The 17,515-nt window shown below is 40.7% G+C and carries 16 protein-coding genes and 1 pseudogene; 9 read left to right on the forward strand and 8 right to left on the reverse strand.

What is annotated here, in order from left to right; genetic code table 11:
* The 6 genes from J0A69_RS08970 (at position 1) to J0A69_RS08995 (ending at position 5,273) form a co-directional block, all read left to right on the forward strand.
* Positions 1-399: a group III truncated hemoglobin gene (locus tag J0A69_RS08970; protein ID WP_206586220.1), complete on the forward strand. Its 399-nt coding sequence runs from the start codon at positions 1-3 to the stop codon at positions 397-399.
* A gap of 52 nt (positions 400-451) precedes the next feature.
* Positions 452-1,327 carry a formate/nitrite transporter family protein gene (locus J0A69_RS08975; protein ID WP_206586221.1) on the forward strand — a complete coding sequence of 292 codons (876 nt, stop codon included), beginning with the start codon at positions 452-454 and terminating at the stop codon, positions 1,325-1,327.
* Between the two features lie 13 nt (positions 1,328-1,340).
* Positions 1,341-2,072 carry a 3-keto-disaccharide hydrolase gene (locus tag J0A69_RS08980; RefSeq protein ID WP_206586222.1) on the forward strand — a complete coding sequence of 244 codons (732 nt, stop codon included), beginning with the start codon at positions 1,341-1,343 and terminating at the stop codon, positions 2,070-2,072.
* A 137-nt stretch (positions 2,073-2,209) separates the two neighbouring features.
* Complete coding sequence (locus J0A69_RS08985) at positions 2,210-2,956, forward strand: hypothetical protein (RefSeq protein WP_206586223.1); 747 nt, start codon at positions 2,210-2,212, stop codon at positions 2,954-2,956.
* 50 nt (positions 2,957-3,006) lie between these two features.
* On the forward strand, positions 3,007-4,035 hold the full coding sequence (locus tag J0A69_RS08990; RefSeq protein ID WP_206586224.1) for a hypothetical protein: 1,029 nt from the start codon (positions 3,007-3,009) through the stop codon (positions 4,033-4,035).
* 80 nt (positions 4,036-4,115) lie between these two features.
* Positions 4,116-5,273 carry a hypothetical protein gene (locus tag J0A69_RS08995; protein WP_206586225.1) on the forward strand — a complete coding sequence of 386 codons (1,158 nt, stop codon included), beginning with the start codon at positions 4,116-4,118 and terminating at the stop codon, positions 5,271-5,273.
* Positions 5,274-5,283: 10 nt separating this feature from the next.
* Here J0A69_RS08995 and J0A69_RS09000 read toward each other — a convergent pair whose 3' ends face one another.
* From J0A69_RS09000 to J0A69_RS09020, 6 genes and pseudogenes are all read right to left on the reverse strand, one after another.
* Positions 5,284-8,241: a DNA polymerase III subunit alpha gene (locus J0A69_RS09000; protein ID WP_206586226.1), complete on the reverse strand. Its 2,958-nt coding sequence runs from the start codon at positions 8,239-8,241 to the stop codon at positions 5,284-5,286.
* Positions 8,242-8,637: 396 nt separating this feature from the next.
* The gene (locus J0A69_RS22820) at positions 8,638-8,919 is read right to left on the reverse strand and encodes a pentapeptide repeat-containing protein (protein ID WP_449500906.1); all 282 of its coding nucleotides are present in this window, start codon (positions 8,917-8,919) and stop codon (positions 8,638-8,640) included.
* A gap of 48 nt (positions 8,920-8,967) precedes the next feature.
* A pseudogene (locus J0A69_RS22825) lies at positions 8,968-9,198 on the reverse strand (pentapeptide repeat-containing protein); the annotation flags it as partial.
* 57 nt (positions 9,199-9,255) lie between these two features.
* Positions 9,256-10,065 carry a creatininase family protein gene (locus J0A69_RS09010; protein ID WP_206586228.1) on the reverse strand — a complete coding sequence of 270 codons (810 nt, stop codon included), beginning with the start codon at positions 10,063-10,065 and terminating at the stop codon, positions 9,256-9,258.
* A 15-nt stretch (positions 10,066-10,080) separates the two neighbouring features.
* Positions 10,081-11,901: a tetratricopeptide repeat-containing sensor histidine kinase gene (locus J0A69_RS09015; RefSeq protein ID WP_206586229.1), complete on the reverse strand. Its 1,821-nt coding sequence runs from the start codon at positions 11,899-11,901 to the stop codon at positions 10,081-10,083.
* 456 nt (positions 11,902-12,357) lie between these two features.
* Positions 12,358-12,978: a hypothetical protein gene (locus tag J0A69_RS09020; RefSeq protein ID WP_206586230.1), complete on the reverse strand. Its 621-nt coding sequence runs from the start codon at positions 12,976-12,978 to the stop codon at positions 12,358-12,360.
* A 328-nt stretch (positions 12,979-13,306) separates the two neighbouring features.
* On the opposite strand from J0A69_RS09020, the gene J0A69_RS09025 reads away from it, so the two are divergent.
* Both J0A69_RS09025 and J0A69_RS09030 read left to right on the forward strand, forming a co-directional pair.
* Positions 13,307-14,005 (forward strand): ferritin-like domain-containing protein, encoded by a 699-nt coding sequence (locus tag J0A69_RS09025; protein WP_206586231.1) that lies wholly within the window; start codon positions 13,307-13,309, stop codon positions 14,003-14,005.
* 24 nt (positions 14,006-14,029) lie between these two features.
* Positions 14,030-14,848 carry a ferritin-like domain-containing protein gene (locus J0A69_RS09030; RefSeq protein WP_206586232.1) on the forward strand — a complete coding sequence of 273 codons (819 nt, stop codon included), beginning with the start codon at positions 14,030-14,032 and terminating at the stop codon, positions 14,846-14,848.
* Between the two features lie 241 nt (positions 14,849-15,089).
* On the opposite strand, the gene J0A69_RS09035 is transcribed toward J0A69_RS09030, so the two are convergent.
* Together J0A69_RS09035 and dinB are read right to left on the reverse strand one after the other, a co-directional pair.
* Entirely contained in the window at positions 15,090-15,626 is a 537-nt protein-coding gene (locus J0A69_RS09035) for a GNAT family N-acetyltransferase (protein WP_206586233.1), read from the reverse strand.
* 60 nt (positions 15,627-15,686) lie between these two features.
* Positions 15,687-16,877, reverse strand: coding sequence for a DNA polymerase IV (gene dinB, locus J0A69_RS09040; protein WP_205638841.1), 1,191 nt, complete (start codon positions 16,875-16,877; stop codon positions 15,687-15,689).
* A 220-nt stretch (positions 16,878-17,097) separates the two neighbouring features.
* Here dinB and J0A69_RS09045 point away from each other — a divergent pair, with 220 nt between their 5' ends.
* A complete protein-coding gene (locus J0A69_RS09045; RefSeq protein WP_206586234.1) occupies positions 17,098-17,499 on the forward strand; it encodes a four helix bundle protein in 402 nt (133 codons plus the stop codon).
* The last annotated feature ends 16 nt before the right edge of the window (positions 17,500-17,515 follow it).

A 17,515-nucleotide genomic window follows, 5' to 3' on the forward strand; every position in this document is an offset into this window, starting at 1 on the left:
ATGGATAAAATTGACATTCGAAGTAGGAAAGAAGTAGATTTTTTGGTTCGGAGATTTTATGACCAAGTTCGGCTACATGAAATTTTGGGCCCAATTTTTAATGGTGTAGTCAAAGATTGGGAACATCACCTGACCCATTTGTCAGATTTTTGGGAAATGATTTTATTACAAACAGGTCCTGGAGCTGGCAAGTTTAACCCTACAAAAGTTCATCGGGAAGTAGATAAAGCTGTTGACCATAGCATCGAACAAGAGCATTTTGGTCACTGGCTTCAGCTATGGTTTAGCACGATTGATCGGTATTTTGAAGGAGAGATCGCCAATTATGCCAAAGAACATGCTCGGAGAATGGCGCACATGCTATTTATGAGGATTTGGGAGGCGAGAAATCCTGCTTGAAAAGAGTCTTAGTAAGTAAACCCGAGTTTCTTTTAGATTTAAAGAATTGATAATGAGCGAAGAAGAGAAAATAATAGCTGCCGAAGAAAAGAAGAAACAAAAGGCTATCGATAAAGAAATCCAGACTACAAAAAGGACTGGTAAAGATGCTCCGAAGACCCATGGGGAGATCTTGCGTGATCAGATCACGGATGCTCAAGAAACCTATGAGAAAAGCCCAAGCAGTATCTTGGCAAGTTCCATGACAGCCGGACTGGAAATAGGTTTCAGTTTCCTGATGATTTGTTCCGTTTTTTATTTTCTGGAAGGGAAAATGGAAGAATCCTCCATTTTTAAAATGATCGCTTTGGTTTATCCATTGGGGTTTATCTTGGTTGTAATGGGGCAAAGTATCCTCTTTACGGAGCAAACCGCCTTGCTGACTTTACCCGTCCTGAATAACAAAAGGACTATTGGATCAATGTTGAGGCTTTGGGGATTGGTTATTTGTGGCAACCTGATTGGAGGTTATATGATCGCATTGCTATTAAACTGGTTGGGCCCTCGACTGGGAATTTTTAATAGTGAGGTTGTTATTACTATTGCGGATCATGTTTTAAAGGCTGCACCACATGTGATTTTTGTGAGCGCAATCGTGGCAGGTTGGCTGATGGGATTGCTATCTTGGCTGCTTGCCTCCGCTCGAGACACAATCAGTAGAATCGTGATGATTTTTTTAATCACAAGTGTTATGGCATTTACAGGATTGCATCATAGTATCATCGGTAGCGTGGAGGTATTTTCCGGGATGATTAAGTCAGCAGATATCACTTTCCTTGACTATGTCTCTTTTCAAAGTTTGGCTTTGTTGGGAAATGCTTTTGGTGGGGCAATTTTCGTTGGCTTGTTGAAATACCGCGCATTTGTATTTAATATCATAGGAAAATAAAACTTCTAAACTCATGAATCACTTCATCAAATCGGTTAAGATACTTTTCATTTTAGCCATGGTAGTATCAAGTTGTACCCAAAAAACAGGTGATTCTGAGGTAATAATAGAGGAAGAGAGCAATCCAAAAGAGCCAATCAGTTTGTTTGACGGTGAAAGTCTGGCTGGTTGGCACATGGATGTTCCGGATTTAGAGGCGGATAGCAGTCTTCGGATTCCTTTCATAATCAGAGATGGCTTGTTGGTGAGTTTGGGGACGCCAGAAGGGCATTTAATTACTGATAAAGAATACAAAAACTACACATTAGAGCTTGATTATCGGTTTGCTGGTGAGCCTGGCAACTGTGGAATTTTAGTTCATGCCTCCGAACCTCGGGCACTTTACGACATGTTTCCAAAGTCTATTGAAGTTCAGTTGATGCATAGCAACGCCGGAGATTTTTGGTGTATCCAACAGGATATTCAAGTTGATGACATGGAAAGCCGAAGAGGGCCAAAAGCCGACTGGGGTGTTTCTGAGGGAAAAGAAAGAAGAGTTAGAAACCTGACAGATGATTCTGAAAAGCCATTAGGAGAGTGGAATCATATTAAAATAACCTGTCAAGACGATAAAATCACTGTTTGGCTTAACGGAGATCTTGTGAATGATGGATATGGTGCGACAGCCCAAGAAGGGCAAATTGCCTTGCAGGCCGAAGGGGCAGAAGTAGAGTTTAAGAATATTTTTTTGATGGAAAATGAATAAAAAAAATCCTATATTTTAGAGATGTAAATCATTGTTGTTCAAATTATTGCCTGAAATACTTAGAAAAATCATAAATTGAATTTGTATTAATTGAATTTTCTGGGATAGACATCATCCAACCTTTTCAGATTTTTAGCATGGAGAAGTATCTTGTCATCATCAATTGGCGGACGCTAGTGGCATTGGTCATTACGGGCTTGACAACTCATTTTACTCTGATCAAAAATTTCCAGTATAATTTTGATCTGACTATGATCAGTATTGCCATCATTTTCCCTTTGGTTTTTACTATTAGAGGGGCTTTCCGAAGAAGAGAAAAAGCAATTGAGCATCTTGCAAAATTCAAATCTGGACTTATCACTGTAGATGCTTGTCTTCAGAGTCAAGCTAAAATAAGTGCAGAAGATAAAGCAAAGCTACGTTTGAATATTCTAAATATTTCCAAGCACCTACTTGAGTATTTAGGACCGGCACCGACATCGCTTGAAACTGTCAGAGAGGAAGCAGGCAAAATCAGTGATTATATCAGAGAACGCTCAATGTCTATGAAATTTAATGCATCTCTGAAAATCCAAGGATTTATGCGGGATGTGTATTTGGGGATAGAAAATACTGCAGCGATCAAAGAGCATCGTACTCCAGCTTCCATTCGAGCATATTGCCTCCTTTTTATCTATTTATATCCGGTCATCTATGTGCCTTCAGTATATTTTAGACTGTTGGATGGAGGTTCCAAAAGTGACCCATGGATTTTATATACCCTCGCTTTGATATCTACATTTATTCTTATTTCCCTTTTCAATGTGCAAGAGCAATTGGAGAATCCATTTGATCAGGATGGGATAGATGATGTCAAATTGGACATGTTTGAGTGGGAGAAATAGGTAGAGGGAAGTGTATTTAAGTTTTTTTACATCAACCAAAATGATTTGCTATGAAGCGTGTATTCTTTAGTTTAGGAGTAGGTCTAGTGTTTTTTTTGCTGAATGGAAGCCTCTATGGCCAGGCTTTTCCTGATCTCTTTGAAAATCAGGAACCATTGGAGATCAAAATGAAATTTTCTGTCAAAGATATTCGGGAGGAATCAAACGATTCGACCTATGTTGATAGCTTTTTGCAATATAAAAATCAGGAAACGGGGAGTTGGGATTCCTTGGATATTGACCTTAGGGTAAGAGGAAACTTCCGACTTCAAAATTGTTATTATCCACCTCTACGCGTTAAAATAAAGAAGAAAAAAGCTGCTGACACTCCTTTTGATGGGTATAAGAGTTTGAAGTTGGTTTTGCCCTGCCAAAAAGGAAAAGCAGCGGATGGGTACATTATGAAAGAGTATTTGTGTTACAAGCTTTTTGAACCAATTACTCCTTATACTTTTCAGACCAGGATGGTCAAGATTACTTTTGAAAATGAAGATGATAGAAAGGGAGAACCTATGGAGCTTACCGGGTTTTTGATTGAGGATGATGATGATGTGGCCGATCGATTTGAAGGCAACATATTAGACGGGAAAAAGATTTTGGGGACCGTGTTGGAAGATTCAGCTGCCGTCAGACATGATTTTTTTCAGTTGATGATCGGAAATACAGATTGGTCTAGCATGTTTCAGCATAACATGAAGATTCTACAATTGGATGAAAAAACTGTGGTTCCTTTGGCTTATGATTTTGATATGACAGGGATGGTCAATCCGCCGTATTCTCAGGTAAGTGACTTGGTGGATATTGAACATGTGACACAACGACTATACCGAGGCTACTGTCGGGATGAAGCCTTGATGGAGTCGATCAGACAAGAATTTTTAGAAAAAGAAGATGAAATATGGTCCATAATTGATGCACATGAGCCGATTATGGAGAAAGTGGATGTGAAAATGGTGCGATCCTATCTCAAAGATTTTTTCGATATCATGGCTTATGATCAAGTGTACAGAAATCAAATTGTGATGGCCTGTAGAAAATAAATTTTAACAGGAACTAAGTTGTTTTAACATTTGGGTAGTTGTACTTGCTTTTATCTTGGGGTTCATTTTCGATACAAGGTATGAGGCAATTTTACTTTTTATTTTTACTCCTTTTGGTGGTAGTGTTTAGCTGCTCGAAAAAGGATTCTTCAGTAGGTTTTAAACAGGATTTTCAGGTTGAAATCACCGATTCGCTTCAGATTGATTATTTGGGAAAATTGCGGATACTCGATTATGATACCCTGAGTAAATCTTATCTCGCTTGGGGAAATGAGAATAATGAAGCGCTGATTTTGGATGATAATGGAGCGATAACATCGACTTTTATTTTTCCTTCGGACGGGCCAGAAGCTATACCAGGCTGGATAAACCCAATAGGGCTTAAAGATGGTGAAATTCAGTTTTTTGCTGGACATGATGCGTTCTATGGGTATGATTTAGAAGGTAAAAGAACTTGGAAATATAAACCTGAGTCTACCTATTTCTACATCAATGGGCTCAAAGGAGATCCATTGTTTTCAATTGGGAAAGAGCTTGCTTTTTTGAGACCTGAAAAGGGAGAAATGGATTGGGATGGAGGAATGGGAGGGATGTTTGAAAAGATTTATAACTCTCCCATTTTAGAAGTAATTGATACAACTTCTAATTCTTCCCGGTTGACCATGTCTTTTCCTGATGGTTCAATTTATAAGGATGGAAATTTTCATTTTTGGATGTTTCCGACAGTCAGTAGATATGGGACTGAATGGCTTCTTTATTTCAAGAATGAGTTGAAATTCTGGGTTTATCAGGAAAAAGGAAACGAGGTGGTGTTTCAAAAAGAGTTGAGTTTAGATGTTTCTGATGCGATCAGAGAAAAAGGTGTTCCATTTGAAAAGGTTGACGATTATAATGATTTGACAGCGTATGATTTTCCAGGTTCAATTCTAGAAATTTATAGAACCTCTGAGCAGGTTTTGGTGATTTATCACAAGGGGGTCTCTGAAGAAATTGCAAAGCAATTTGATCGATCTACTGCTGATGGAGCTAGAGAATTGGAAAGGTTAAAGAAGAACTACCTTGCTGTATTTGATTCGGATTTCAAACTTCTTCAAAATGATATTCCTGTTCCTCAAGGGTTGATTTTTACCACAGTCTTGACTGAAAATGGAGAGATTTTAGCATTGAAACATCCTGATTTTTTTGGAACTGAAGAAGATCAGGTGATTTATTATAAGTTGAAGGTTTTAGAAAAATAGGCTGGGATATTTAACCTTCCGCATTCCAATATTCCAATCGTTCACATCTGGTAGCTTCGATGCTATAGAAATCAAATTCGGCGGTAACTTTCCCTTCGATCAAGTAAATAGCTCTTCCCTTAAAAGGATATTTTTTGACCACGGGAGGGAAATGTACCGTATCGATCCATTGCCCTTCCCGATCGATGAAGGTGCCAAAATTCATGACTTCCCCTTTGACCGTTCGGGTGTATTTGACGGTAACTAAGTACCCGACGATCTGCACGGTTTTACCCAGATAGCTTTTGAGTTCGGCAGCACGAATGCCTCGAATACTTTGATCTTTGATCAGGTGAAATGGTGAATCCAGCGGAAATTCCAGAATGTCGATCTGGTCTACGATCTCCTGTCGTATGTCAATTTCCTCGAGTTGCGGTACTGCAGGCTGACGAAAATTGAATCCGGTATTTTGCTTGAAAAGATCGGTGGGGCCGGGAATCGCTTTGCGCTTATTTAGGATGAAATGTGCTTCCCAAAGCAGTTCCTGTTTGGTTTTACCGGTGAACCGGAAGCAATTGATCCGAATGAGAATGAGTAACTGTTCCAGGCTGATTTCCACACGTCCGCAGAAATCCGCAAGTCCGAGGAAGTGACCATTTTGTCTGCGTTCGGTTAGGATTTTTTCTACCGAAGCTTTCTCCAGGTACTTGAGGTGGATCAACCCGAGATAAACCGTTTTTCCAATAATTCGGGTCAGGTATTCACTTTCGTTGATGTGGGGAGCCTGGATATCGGCTTCGTTCATTCGGAGTTCGTGTACGTAAAACTCGGTATGGTAGAAGCCTCCGAAATTATTGATTACTCCCACCATAAACTCCAGTGGAAAATAAGCTTTGAGGTAAAGACTTTGGTAGCTTTCCACCGCAAAAGAAGCGGAATGTCCCTTTGCAAAGGAATATCCCGCAAAACTCTCGATCTGATGCCAGACTTCGGCAGCGATCTGGTCGGGATGACCTTTCTCCCGGCAATTGCTGAAAAACCGGTCCTTTACACGCTGGAACTCATCTTTTGACCGGGATTTTCCACTCATACCTCTTCGCAGTACATCAGCTTCACCCAGGCTCAACCCAGCAAAGTAATGTGCCACCTTGATCACGTCCTCCTGATAGACCATGATGCCATAAGTTTCAGGCATGATATCGGCGAGGACAGGATGGGCGATATTGCGACGCTCCTTATCCACATGACGTAAAATGTATTCACGCATCATTCCTGATCTTGCCACTCCAGGACGGATAATCGAACTCGCAGCCACGAGTTCCAGGTAAGTATTGGCTTTCATCTTAGCCAATAGCATGCGCATGGCGGGAGATTCCACATAGAAAGCACCGATGGTATGCCCCGTCTGCAAATGTTCACGAATCAGGGGATCCTTTTTAAACTCTTCCACCTTTCGGATGTCCACTTTCACCCCTTGGTTTTGGTAGATGATCTCAATCGCACTTTTGATATGTCCGAGGCCGCGCTGGCTCAGGATGTCAAACTTATGCAGTCCGATGTCCTCTGCCACATGCATGTCCACATGCGAAAGAGGGAATCCCTTGGGAGGCATTTCCGTAGCGGTGTAATAGTGGATAGGCTTGTGGGAAATCAGAATTCCACAGGCATGTACGGTCAGATGGGAAGGCATGTCATGGAGTACTTGACTGTATTTCATGATCAACTTCCCGAACTGATCCGGTTGGTAGTCAGGTTTGTCTGAGAAGTGAATCAAGGACTCGATTTCACTTTTTGGGAGACCAAAAACCTTCCCGAGTTCACGGAAGACGGAGTTGTATTGAAAGGTACTGTAGGCTGCCAATAAACTGACATGTTCCTGTTTGCCTTGATTGTACTTTCTGAAAATATAATCCGTGACCTCATCCCGATCTTTCCATGAAAAGTCTATGTCAAAGTCTGGAGGATTTTCCCGGTACAGGTTGATAAATCGCTCAAAATACAAGTCCAACTCGATTGGATCTACATCTGTGATTCCCAAGCAATAAGCCACGATACTATTGGCTCCAGATCCTCGGCCTACATGGTAGAAGTTGCGTTGCTGGGCAAAGGTCACAATGTCGTAATTGATCAGGAAGTAAGAGGTGAAAGCCTTTTGCTGGATGAGCTCGAGTTCTTTTTCGATGCGTTGGGAAATCTCTGGAGTCAGATTGGGGTAGCGATAGAGTGCTCCTTTGAAGGTTTCTTGGCGGAGGAAATCGTAGTCTTGCCAGTCTGAACCTAATATGTCACGCTTGTTTTTGACTGCTTGAAAGTAGAAGGAAAACTGACAATGTTCCAGTAGTTTCTGGGCATTGGCCAGCAAGTAGCTATGACCTTCGGCCCGAGCGACCATATCGGCGTAGCTATAGAAGCGATCACTCGGATCTCCTTGTTCATCTTGAGGGAGCTTGCTCAGCAGTGTGTTCAGATCAATGCTTCGCAAGAGGCGATGGGCGTTGAACTCGATCTTGGAACTGAAAGTCGCAGGTTGCAACATGACCAATCGGTCTTTGAACCGGAACCAAGGAGAGGAGATCAGTCGGTTGAGTTGACTGGGGTGTACGCCGATGTATTCATTTTCCCGCAGGGTAAAAAAGCGATCAGGTAGGGGATAAATAATAAAGCTATGATCAAAAGCAGGAGCTCGCTTCCCGAATGGTTTTTTATACACCAAGTGATCGGAAAGGTGGCTGTTGAGTTCGAAGAAGCCTTCCTGGTTTTTTGCCAATCCTATGTATTGCTGTCGGCTGCCATTGCGGAAATCAATACCGATGACAGGGTGAATCCCTATACGCTGAGCAGCCCGGATGAAAGGAAATACTCCTGCGGTACAATTGATGTCTGTGAGGGCAAATGCATCCAAATGTCTGCTCTTTGCCTCATCGATGAGCGCATCTACGGACAGGGTGCCGTACTTAAAGCTGAAGTGAGAGTGACAGTTGATAAACATATTTTTAATATTCTCTACGCTGAAATACGCTTTTGGCGAAATAGAGTCGCTTCGCTCCTGATGAGATACGCCTTTCTACCTTTGGCAGGCAGTCGACGAGATAGGGACTCCTTCGTTGTCCGAGATACAGCTTTGCTGAGATAAGGTCGCTTCGCTCCCGAGATAAACCTTCGGCGAAATAGAACGGAGACAGTATTTCACCGACCGAAGGAAGGTGTATTTCTAAGTATCTCTATTGTTCCCTTTTTCAAAATGTCAATTTTATTAACATTTTAATGTTTATAATGTAGTCAAAAAGTAAATTAGAACACAAGAGTATGGAGTGAATTGTCTTGGTTTTTTTCTTAAAACTGAGAAATAAAAAAACCGAAGCTTTTGACTTCGGAGACGCAGAGATTACCCAATCTTAATTCCATATTTCCCGAGCAAACCAGGAAGTCCGTCAAGATCAAAGCGGGCTCCTTTGATGCGGTTGAGCTCTGGATCGATTCTATAATTTTGAGCTTCCCTGAAGTCGGCTTTTTCGAGCATAGTCTGATCAAAGACAGCACCGCTGAGTTCACTCCCGGCAAAGCTACTTCCTGTAAGATTAGCCATGGTGAAGTCAGCTTCCAGTAATCGACAAGAATTGAAATTGGTTTTCTTCACCTGAAGATTGTAAAAGCCACAATAGTCCATTTGGCAGTTTTTGAAGGAAAACTCAATCAAGAAAGGGTTGCAACTTTGGAAGTGAATCCCCAGTATTTTACAGGAATCAAAGTTGACTCCCCGGAAAGAAACCCCAGGGACCTTGCAGTTACTCAAATCACAATTCGTAAAAAAGCAATCCTCAAAGCTGAAACCTTGGAGATTCATGCCCGAAAAGTTGCACTGCGAAAAGTGGCAAGCTTCATATTCACCTGGTAAGAAATTTTCTGAATTTAAATTCTGGAATTGTTGGTCAGAGTAATAAGACATCAAAGCAAAGGCTAAAAGCTAAAGAATGAAGTTGAAATTGATCCTAGAAAAAAGAACTTAAAGCCCAGCCATATCCCATTTTCTGATCGTCTCTTTGATCAATGTAGCTACTTTAGCATTGACTTTTTGGAAATATTCCTTGGCCTGAGCTTCATCAAAATTAGGATATCCCTGACCTTCCTGATACAAACCTATGCTAGATGGGAAAGGCACAGCCGAATAAGTTCCGGTTTTAGGATAGGCAGTTGCCATATCTGGATTGTATTTTTCCTTATGAACCAAAGTAGGGTCGATGGCTTGTATGTACGCGGTCTCGTTAAGTCCGGCATGTCCACCGTCTTCTTTGAAAACTTCCATAGTCACATCGGAGGCATAAGACCACCAGTTGATTACCAAGGTTCGTACGCCCAGCTCATTGGCAATTTCGCCTGCGACTTTTTGCAAAACGGCAGTTTGACCACCTCCATGGCCATTGAGAATGATGATATTCTTAAACCCGTTTTTGGCCAAGCCTTTCAAAATATCACGGATAAACGGTGTGTAGGCTTCTTCTGTGATCTGAAAAGCCCCTGGGTAAGCAGCCATGCTTCCCGTAATTCCATAGTTCAAAGTTGGAGCAATCATGGCATTTAGCTCATCGGCTATATCTTTCGCCATTGCAAAAGGAGCAGTATTATCGGCTCCGTTATTTACTACACCGTGTGGCTCCAAAGTACCAGTTGGAAGTAAAACCGTATTGATCTTTTCGGGAACAAAATCCGCAAACTCCATCCAGTTGATCCTATCCATCTCCCGGGTAGATAATTCCTGAGAAAAAAGAGGAGTGGAAAGCAAAATTATAAGTGAAATAAAAAAAAGTTTTTTCATGATATGGTGAGTTAATCAGGATTCGAGTTTCCCTACAGGGATATTGATTTTCTCAAAGCTAAGAATGATTTCGGTTCCCTCATTAGGTTTACTATGTATGACAAGAAGCCCTTGGTTTTTTTCCATAAACTGCCGGACCAAAAGCAATCCAAGACCTGTACCTTTTTCTTTTTGGGTTCCTTCGGTAGATTTAACCCGAACAACCTGGGAGGAAATTTCTTCCATTTTAGATTCAGATATCCCGATTCCTTCGTCTTGGATATGGAGATTGATGAATCCATCAGTTTCATTTACGGAGTTCCAAAGTTTGATTTGGCTATCTGGATTAGAGAACTTGATTGAGTTTTGCAGGCAGTTTTGCAAAATAATTCTCAGCTGCTGCGGATCAACCAATATCTGTACATCTTCAAAAATTGATGAATAATCAATCTTGATGTTTTTAGAAATAATTTGGTAGTCAAGCTGACTTACTTGCTCTCTAACGATTGCAGAAAGATCAGTTGGAGTTCGGTTAGTGATAATTCCATCTAGCTGAGCATGTGACCATCTGAGAAGTTTTCTCAGCATTTCATCCGTGTCCGAAACTTGCTTGATAAGTAATTTCCTGGCGGTTTTTTGTTCATCTTCATCCAGCAATCCTTTTTCTTCCAATTCAAGAAGCTGCTTGATGGAATTGATAGGAGCCTTTAAGTCATGAGAAAGAATCGAGAAAAGTTTGTTTTTCTCCTCATTGATTGCTCCAAGTTTTTCATTTTGGATTTGAACCTCCTTTTGTTTTTCTAGAAGGTCTTGATTTATTTTTTCCTTTTGTTTGATCACTCTTCCATATAGGATAAAACCAATGATCAAACCAATCAGGGCAATGGTCAGAATGATGGTAAATTTCTTGTTGGACTTGGCGCTGCTTTCCGCTAGTTCCTTTTCCTGAAGTAAATTTTGATTGTCTGCATCGGCCACTAGTAACTGCAGGTGACTTATTTCTGCATTTTTATTTTCATTGTAAAGACTGTCCGAATAGGCTTTATAGAGTTTAGCGTGTTTCAAGGCAGATTCATAGTTTCCTATCTCTTCATAAGCTGTCATTAAAATGTTTGATACACGTCCTTTATCCCAGAACCCACGTGTTTTATAAACATAGTCTTCAGCAATTTTAGCTAATTCAATGGATTTTCTGACATTGCCTTTTGCCATTTCCACTTCTGCCAATCCCGAATATGCAAATGCATTTGCCCAATTAGACAATTGTCCAGGGTACTCCAATACTTTTTTATAATAACTTTCTGACTCGTTTAGTTTTCCTTCGTCAAAGTAGATCTTACCTGCCCTATTCAAAGTCATGGTATAAATCACTCTTTCTTGATGATCTTTAAGGTATTCTAAGGCCAAATTAATGGATTGATGGGCTTTTTCATATTGACCAAGATCCGACTCACCAATACTTCTATTGAAGTAATTCTTACCGATCCCGTAAGTATCTCCCAGCTTTTTGCTGATTTCAATACATCGGTTAAAAATCTCGATGGCTCTCTCTAGTTGATTTTGGCTTAGATAAATAAGTCCACGACCATTTAGCGCATAGCCTAATCCCGACTCATCCTGAGTTCTATTAAAAATTTCGCTTGCATCGGAATAATATTGAATAGACTTTACATAGTCGCCTTCTACGTAATAAAGCGTCCCAAATAGATTGGCGATTTTACCTAATTTATTGTCCTCTTCCAGTTCTCTGGCTAGCGAATCTGCTTTTTTGAGGTAGGAGTAGGCACTGTCCCATTCTACATAAAGAAATTCTTCACCTTTGCTAATAAGGGAGTCCAGAATCTGCTCTGATTCCATTTTAATAGTATTTTCCTGTTGAAAAGGGGATAAAACCCAGATCAGGGAAAACAATAAAATAAAATTAGGCATTAGGTGAGGTCTAAGATGTTTGGGTTCCGAACCGGAAAGATAATTCACTTAAGATTAAATTAAAAAATTATGGGGCTGAAAATACGAAAATCGTAAAATGATTAATTTATTGATATACAGTCGAATAAGACGTTTTTTAAAACCTTCTGCTAAGAGTTTTAAAACTTTAGGAAAAATAGGAGAAGTTGGATGATTGAAAATCATAACGAGATTAAAAAATTAATATGCTTTTCACGCTACAATTTCTGATCGTTTAGGGTCATTTTAGAATCAGAATAAGCTCTCTTAGAAAAATGAAATTATTAATCAATAATAGGAGAAAGTGGCATTATTGAAGTCTTGAAAATATCAAAAAAAAGCCCCCAAGACAGGGGGCTTTATTATTTAATTGCAAGTGACCTTTGGATTAAACATAGTAAATATTCCGTTTGGATTATGTTTCCAAACCCAGACATGAAGTTGGTAATTGTCAAATGGAAGAGGGTTATTAGGTCCAATTGGCCCTGTCTTTACATCAAATGCCTGCATTCCAAAATAAGGCATTTCAGTATTTTCTGCATCCCATTCATCTTTATTAATGACAAATTCTACTGCGACTAGTTTCATTTGTCCATTTTTATCCATTTCATATAATACAGCCTCTGGCATGGTAGGATCATACTCCCCATCAACTGCAGCAAAATTGACATAATGAAATCCCATACCTCCGGCAGGGGTAGAAACACATCCAGAGCCTAGCCCATATCCATCTTCCATGGCTACTTCTATATCATGATATTTTGCAGTTGCAGCTCTTAGATCTGCAAGCATTTTTAGTGTACCGGGATCCATCCTCAGGTTTTCCAATGGATAGGCTTCAGGGTAGTCAATTACTTTTTCAAGATTGCTATTCGGGTCTAGCGGTTGGTCAGGATTAGTGACGTCCGAGATACATGCAGAAAATGAGAAGATAACCAAGAATAAAAGCAGGAGTTCTCCAATGGGTTTTTGAATGTAGTTTTTCATGATTTTTTTGAGTTTAAATTGAAAAAAGAAGAGTTTTTAAAAATTTTATTCCTTGCAAATATTAACTACCTAACTAATTTATTGTCAGGTAATTACTCTTCAATTTAAATAAACGATAGGATTATTACAATCATTTAATTGTATTTTATAAATAAATTTTCGCATTTGATTTTTTGAATAGATTCAATTTTTTAGCCGACCTAATCCAGTTGGACACTCTGCCTCGTAATTGCTTCTAAATCATCCGACCGAAATCAGTTTTGGTCATTTGGTTTCATTTTTTTCCATGGAAAACTAAAACCGGATTATTAACCTAAACACAAGTAAAATGAAAAATGAATTGATCAAGCCTAAAGGACTGGTGACGAATACTAATAGAAGGAACTTCCTGAAATTCGGAACAATGTCAGTGGCAGGAGCAGGATTGCTTTTGATGGGCTGTAATGATGATGACGATATGATGCCTCCTATGTTGGAAGGTGTGAACCTTGGTTCTGGAGACATCGGTATTTTGAATTATGCCTATGCCTTGGAGCAGCTAGAGGCCGCTTTTTATGCTTCAGTGATAGCAGGAGGATATTTTGCTAATGCAAGTGCTGAGGAGAAAACGATTATGGGGGACTTGGAAAAGCACGAACGTGCTCACCGTGATTTCTTCAAAGCTGCACTAGGAAGTGCTGCAATCGCAGATTTGGAAGTTGATTTTAGTACTATCGATTTCAGCAATAGAACTGCCGTGTTGGCAGCTGCTAAGACTTTTGAAGATTTAGGGGTTGCGGCTTATAACGGAGCTGGACAATTTATTGAAGATCCAAATTACTTATTGATTGCCGGAAAGATCGTATCGGTAGAAGCACGACATGCTGCTGCTATCCGTGATTTGATCAATCCAGGTTCAGATGATTTCGCAGGAGATGATTTGATAGACTCAAATGGTCTGGAGCGTACGTTGGGCTTTACAGATGTTTTGACAGCAGCTTCAACTTACGTAAAAACGCCAATTGACTTTAGTCAATTGCCTAGCTAATATTCACCTTAACCACAATTAGATATGAACTTATTAAAATTGCTTGATACGATGTGTCCGGACACGAATAGTTCGGAAGAGAAAGATATGTTTTTCTCCAGAAGAGAGGCTTTCCGCCAGTTTGGAGATCTCAGTAAGAAAGTTGCCATGGCAGCAGTGCCACTTGGAGTACTTTCAGCTTTGCCAAAAGTAGCAAAAGCTGATACGGCGAGCTTGATCGGAGTTTTGAATTATGCTTTGACGCTTGAGCATTTGGAATACAGATATTATCAGACAGGAGTAGAGTCTGGTGTCATTGATGGAGCAGATTTGAACATTTTTACAAAAATCCGTGATCATGAATTGGCTCACGTAAATTTCCTGACAGAAGTAATCGGAAATGTATTGATGGGAACGCCAGTTGCAGAACCTGATTTTGACTTCACAGCAGGAGGAAATTTCTCTCCATTTACAGATTACCCTACGTTCTTGGCCCTTTCGCAGGCTTTTGAAGATACGGGTGTAAGAGCTTATAAAGGTCAGGCGGCCAATGTGATGGAATCAGATGTGGTGCTTACAGCAGCGCTTTCCATTCACTCTGTGGAGGCAAGACATGCCTCAATGGTCAGAAGATTAAGAACTAAAAAAGGACAGGATACAGTGAAAGGTTGGATCACCAATGGATCTATCGGATCCCTTCCAGCAGCCACGCAGGCGATTTATGCTGGTGAGGAGAATGTTAGCCATGGTGGAGTTGATGTGACTGCTTTGACAGGCATCGATGCAGCCGCAGTTTCTGAGGGTTGGGATGAGCCATTGAGCAAAGACCAAGTACTTGGAATTGCATCCTTATTCTTAGCGTAGTTATTATAGTTGGGTTGGGTGGCGAGATGTCATTTCCTTTGGAGATGGCATCTTTTTTTGTTTAAAGTTGAAATAGGCCTGCGGCGAGATAGAGTCACTTCGCTTCTGAGATACAGCTTCGCTGAGATAGGGTCGCTTGACTCCCGAGATATGCTGAAGCGAGATATGCCTTCGGCGAAATAGCTTGGTTTAGTATTTCCCGACCGAAGGGAGGTTTATTTCAATGGTATTTCAAAGTATTTCAAAGTTTTATCCGATACAAACTGCAAGGATTCAAGTGCTTTGATTTTTTCAGATCTGGATGATCAAAGTCTAGCCAATAGTCCATCCCGATTTTTTGCATGACCCTAATAGAGGCCTTATTATCCGAGGATGCTAGGGAAAGCACTTCTTGTAGTCCTATCTCCTTTGCATATTCCAAGCATCTTTTAGCTCCTTCAGTTGTAAACCCTTTATTCCAAAATTCTTTACGGATTCTCCATCCAATGTCCACACAGGGTGTGAACTCAGCTTCAAAAGTTTTCCATCCCAATCCGATCATGCCTAGGAGTTCTCCGGTCGCCAATAAATCCACTGCGAAATAGCAGTAGCCTTTATCATCAAACATTCGGTTCATCCGATCCATCATAGCCTGGGACTCTTCTATTGATAAGGGCTTTTCGAAGTATTTCATGATTTCCGGATCAACATTCATCTGACTGAAAGCCTCTAAATCTGATTCTAACCAAGTTCGAAAGCCTAAGTGGGAGGAGGTGAAGAGATGGGAAGTTGTTTTCAATTTCGAGTAGAATTTTCGACAATATCGTGGATGAGAAGAAGAACTTCAAGCAAGAGCTTATCAAACAGCCATCCCATTAAAAGGATTAAACCTTCTTCTTCCCACGGACATGCCTACAGCTCGGCAGACGGTTTTCTCACCAAACTTCCCATTGATTTTATCCATAGCTTGGTAAAGGTTGATTTGCTCCTGGGTGTCTTCGAATAGCTTGATCTGGTAGTTGCCGTAAACCAGCGAACTGAAACGTACCCCGATCAGTCGGATCAGCATTCGCCTGTTGTAAAGCTTGCGGAAGAGTTCTTTCACCAGCGGGATCAGCGTGTGATCTGCCGAAGTGTAGGGAATGCGCTGCTGCACAGTATGTGTGTCAAAATCCGAGTAACGAATCTTTACACTCACACAGGCTGTCAATTGTAGATTTTGACGGAGTTTTCCGGCGAGCTGCTCGCACATCGCAACCAGCGTAGCTTCCAGCATCTTCACGTCGATGGTGTCCTGCTCGAAGGTATTTTCCGTAGAAATGGATTTGGCTTCGGAATAGGGGGTGACTGGGGATCTGTCAATGCCATTGGCCTTTTCCCAGATCATATTCCCGTTTTTACCAAAAGTAGCTTGTAGGAGTTCGGCAGGCATTTGCTGCAGCGTCTGTACTTTTTTGACACCCATGTTGTAAAGCGTCTGGGATGTTTTTTCTCCGATCATCGGGATTTTCCGAACGGATAGAGGAGCGAGAAAAGGCTTTTCTTCTCCGAATAGAATCTGTTTTTCGTTGTTTGGTTTGGCCTCTCCGGTTGCCACTTTGGAGACAGTTTTATTCTCTGATAGTCCCAGTGAAATGGGTAATCCCGTTTCTTTCATGATGCGTTGCCGGATCTGCTGCGAAAGCTTGAAGCAACCGAAAAAGCGATCCATTCCTGTGAGATCGATGTAGAATTCATCAATGGAGGATTTTTCAAAAAGAGGTACTTCCTCCCTGATGATCTCGGTGACCTCGTGGGATTTTTGGCTGTACTTCTCAAAGTCGCCCCGAATAATCAATGCCTCGGGACAAAGTTGCCTGGCAGTACGCATGGGCATGGCAGAATGCACACCAAATTTTCTGGCCTCATAGCTGCAAGAAGCCACTACGCCTCGGTCCCCGGAACCTCCGATCAAGATTGGCTTCCCGTTGAGCCTGCTGTCAAATAACCTCTCTACCGACACAAAATAGGAGTCCAGATCCATGTGCACGATACTTCTTCTCGCTTCCATTCCTTTTGTTAATTATATTGACATTTTAGTGTTTATAATTTAAACAAAAGTTTTATATTTGAATACTTGAAATAAAAGATTGAAGGGAGTTGACGGAAAGAGAATTAATCTGAAATACACCTTTGGTGAGATACAATAGAAATACACCTTCCCACCGGTCGGTGAAATACTTAATTCGGGTCTTATTTTACCGAAAGTCTATTTCAACAAAGAATAAAATATGAATGAGAAATCAGCTTATATCCCGATTCATGAACTGGAGGTCTATCGCATTTCCCGAAAGCTTTCTACGAATGCATGGACTGTTTATCAACGATTGAGTTTTCAGGAAAAGAAAGTTTGGGGTGATCAAATGCTGTCTGCGGTTGATTCAGTGGGTGCAAATATTGCCGAAGGATATGCTCGATTTCATTTTTCAGAAAAATCCAGATTCTATTACATTTCAAGGGCATCTTTATCTGAAGGTGTAGAACATTGGATCGATTTGGGCTTTGAAAGAGGAATTGTGTCTGATCAGGAATTCTTACTATTCAATCAACTTAGACGTGACATTCAAGTCAGATTAAATAACATGATTAAATCTACTTATTCTGCTAAAAATCAAATAAAAGACAATAGTTAGCCTGTATTTCGCCCCG

This window comes from Algoriphagus pacificus (assembly GCF_017254845.1).
Taxonomy (GTDB): Bacteria; Bacteroidota; Bacteroidia; order Cytophagales; family Cyclobacteriaceae; genus Algoriphagus; species Algoriphagus pacificus.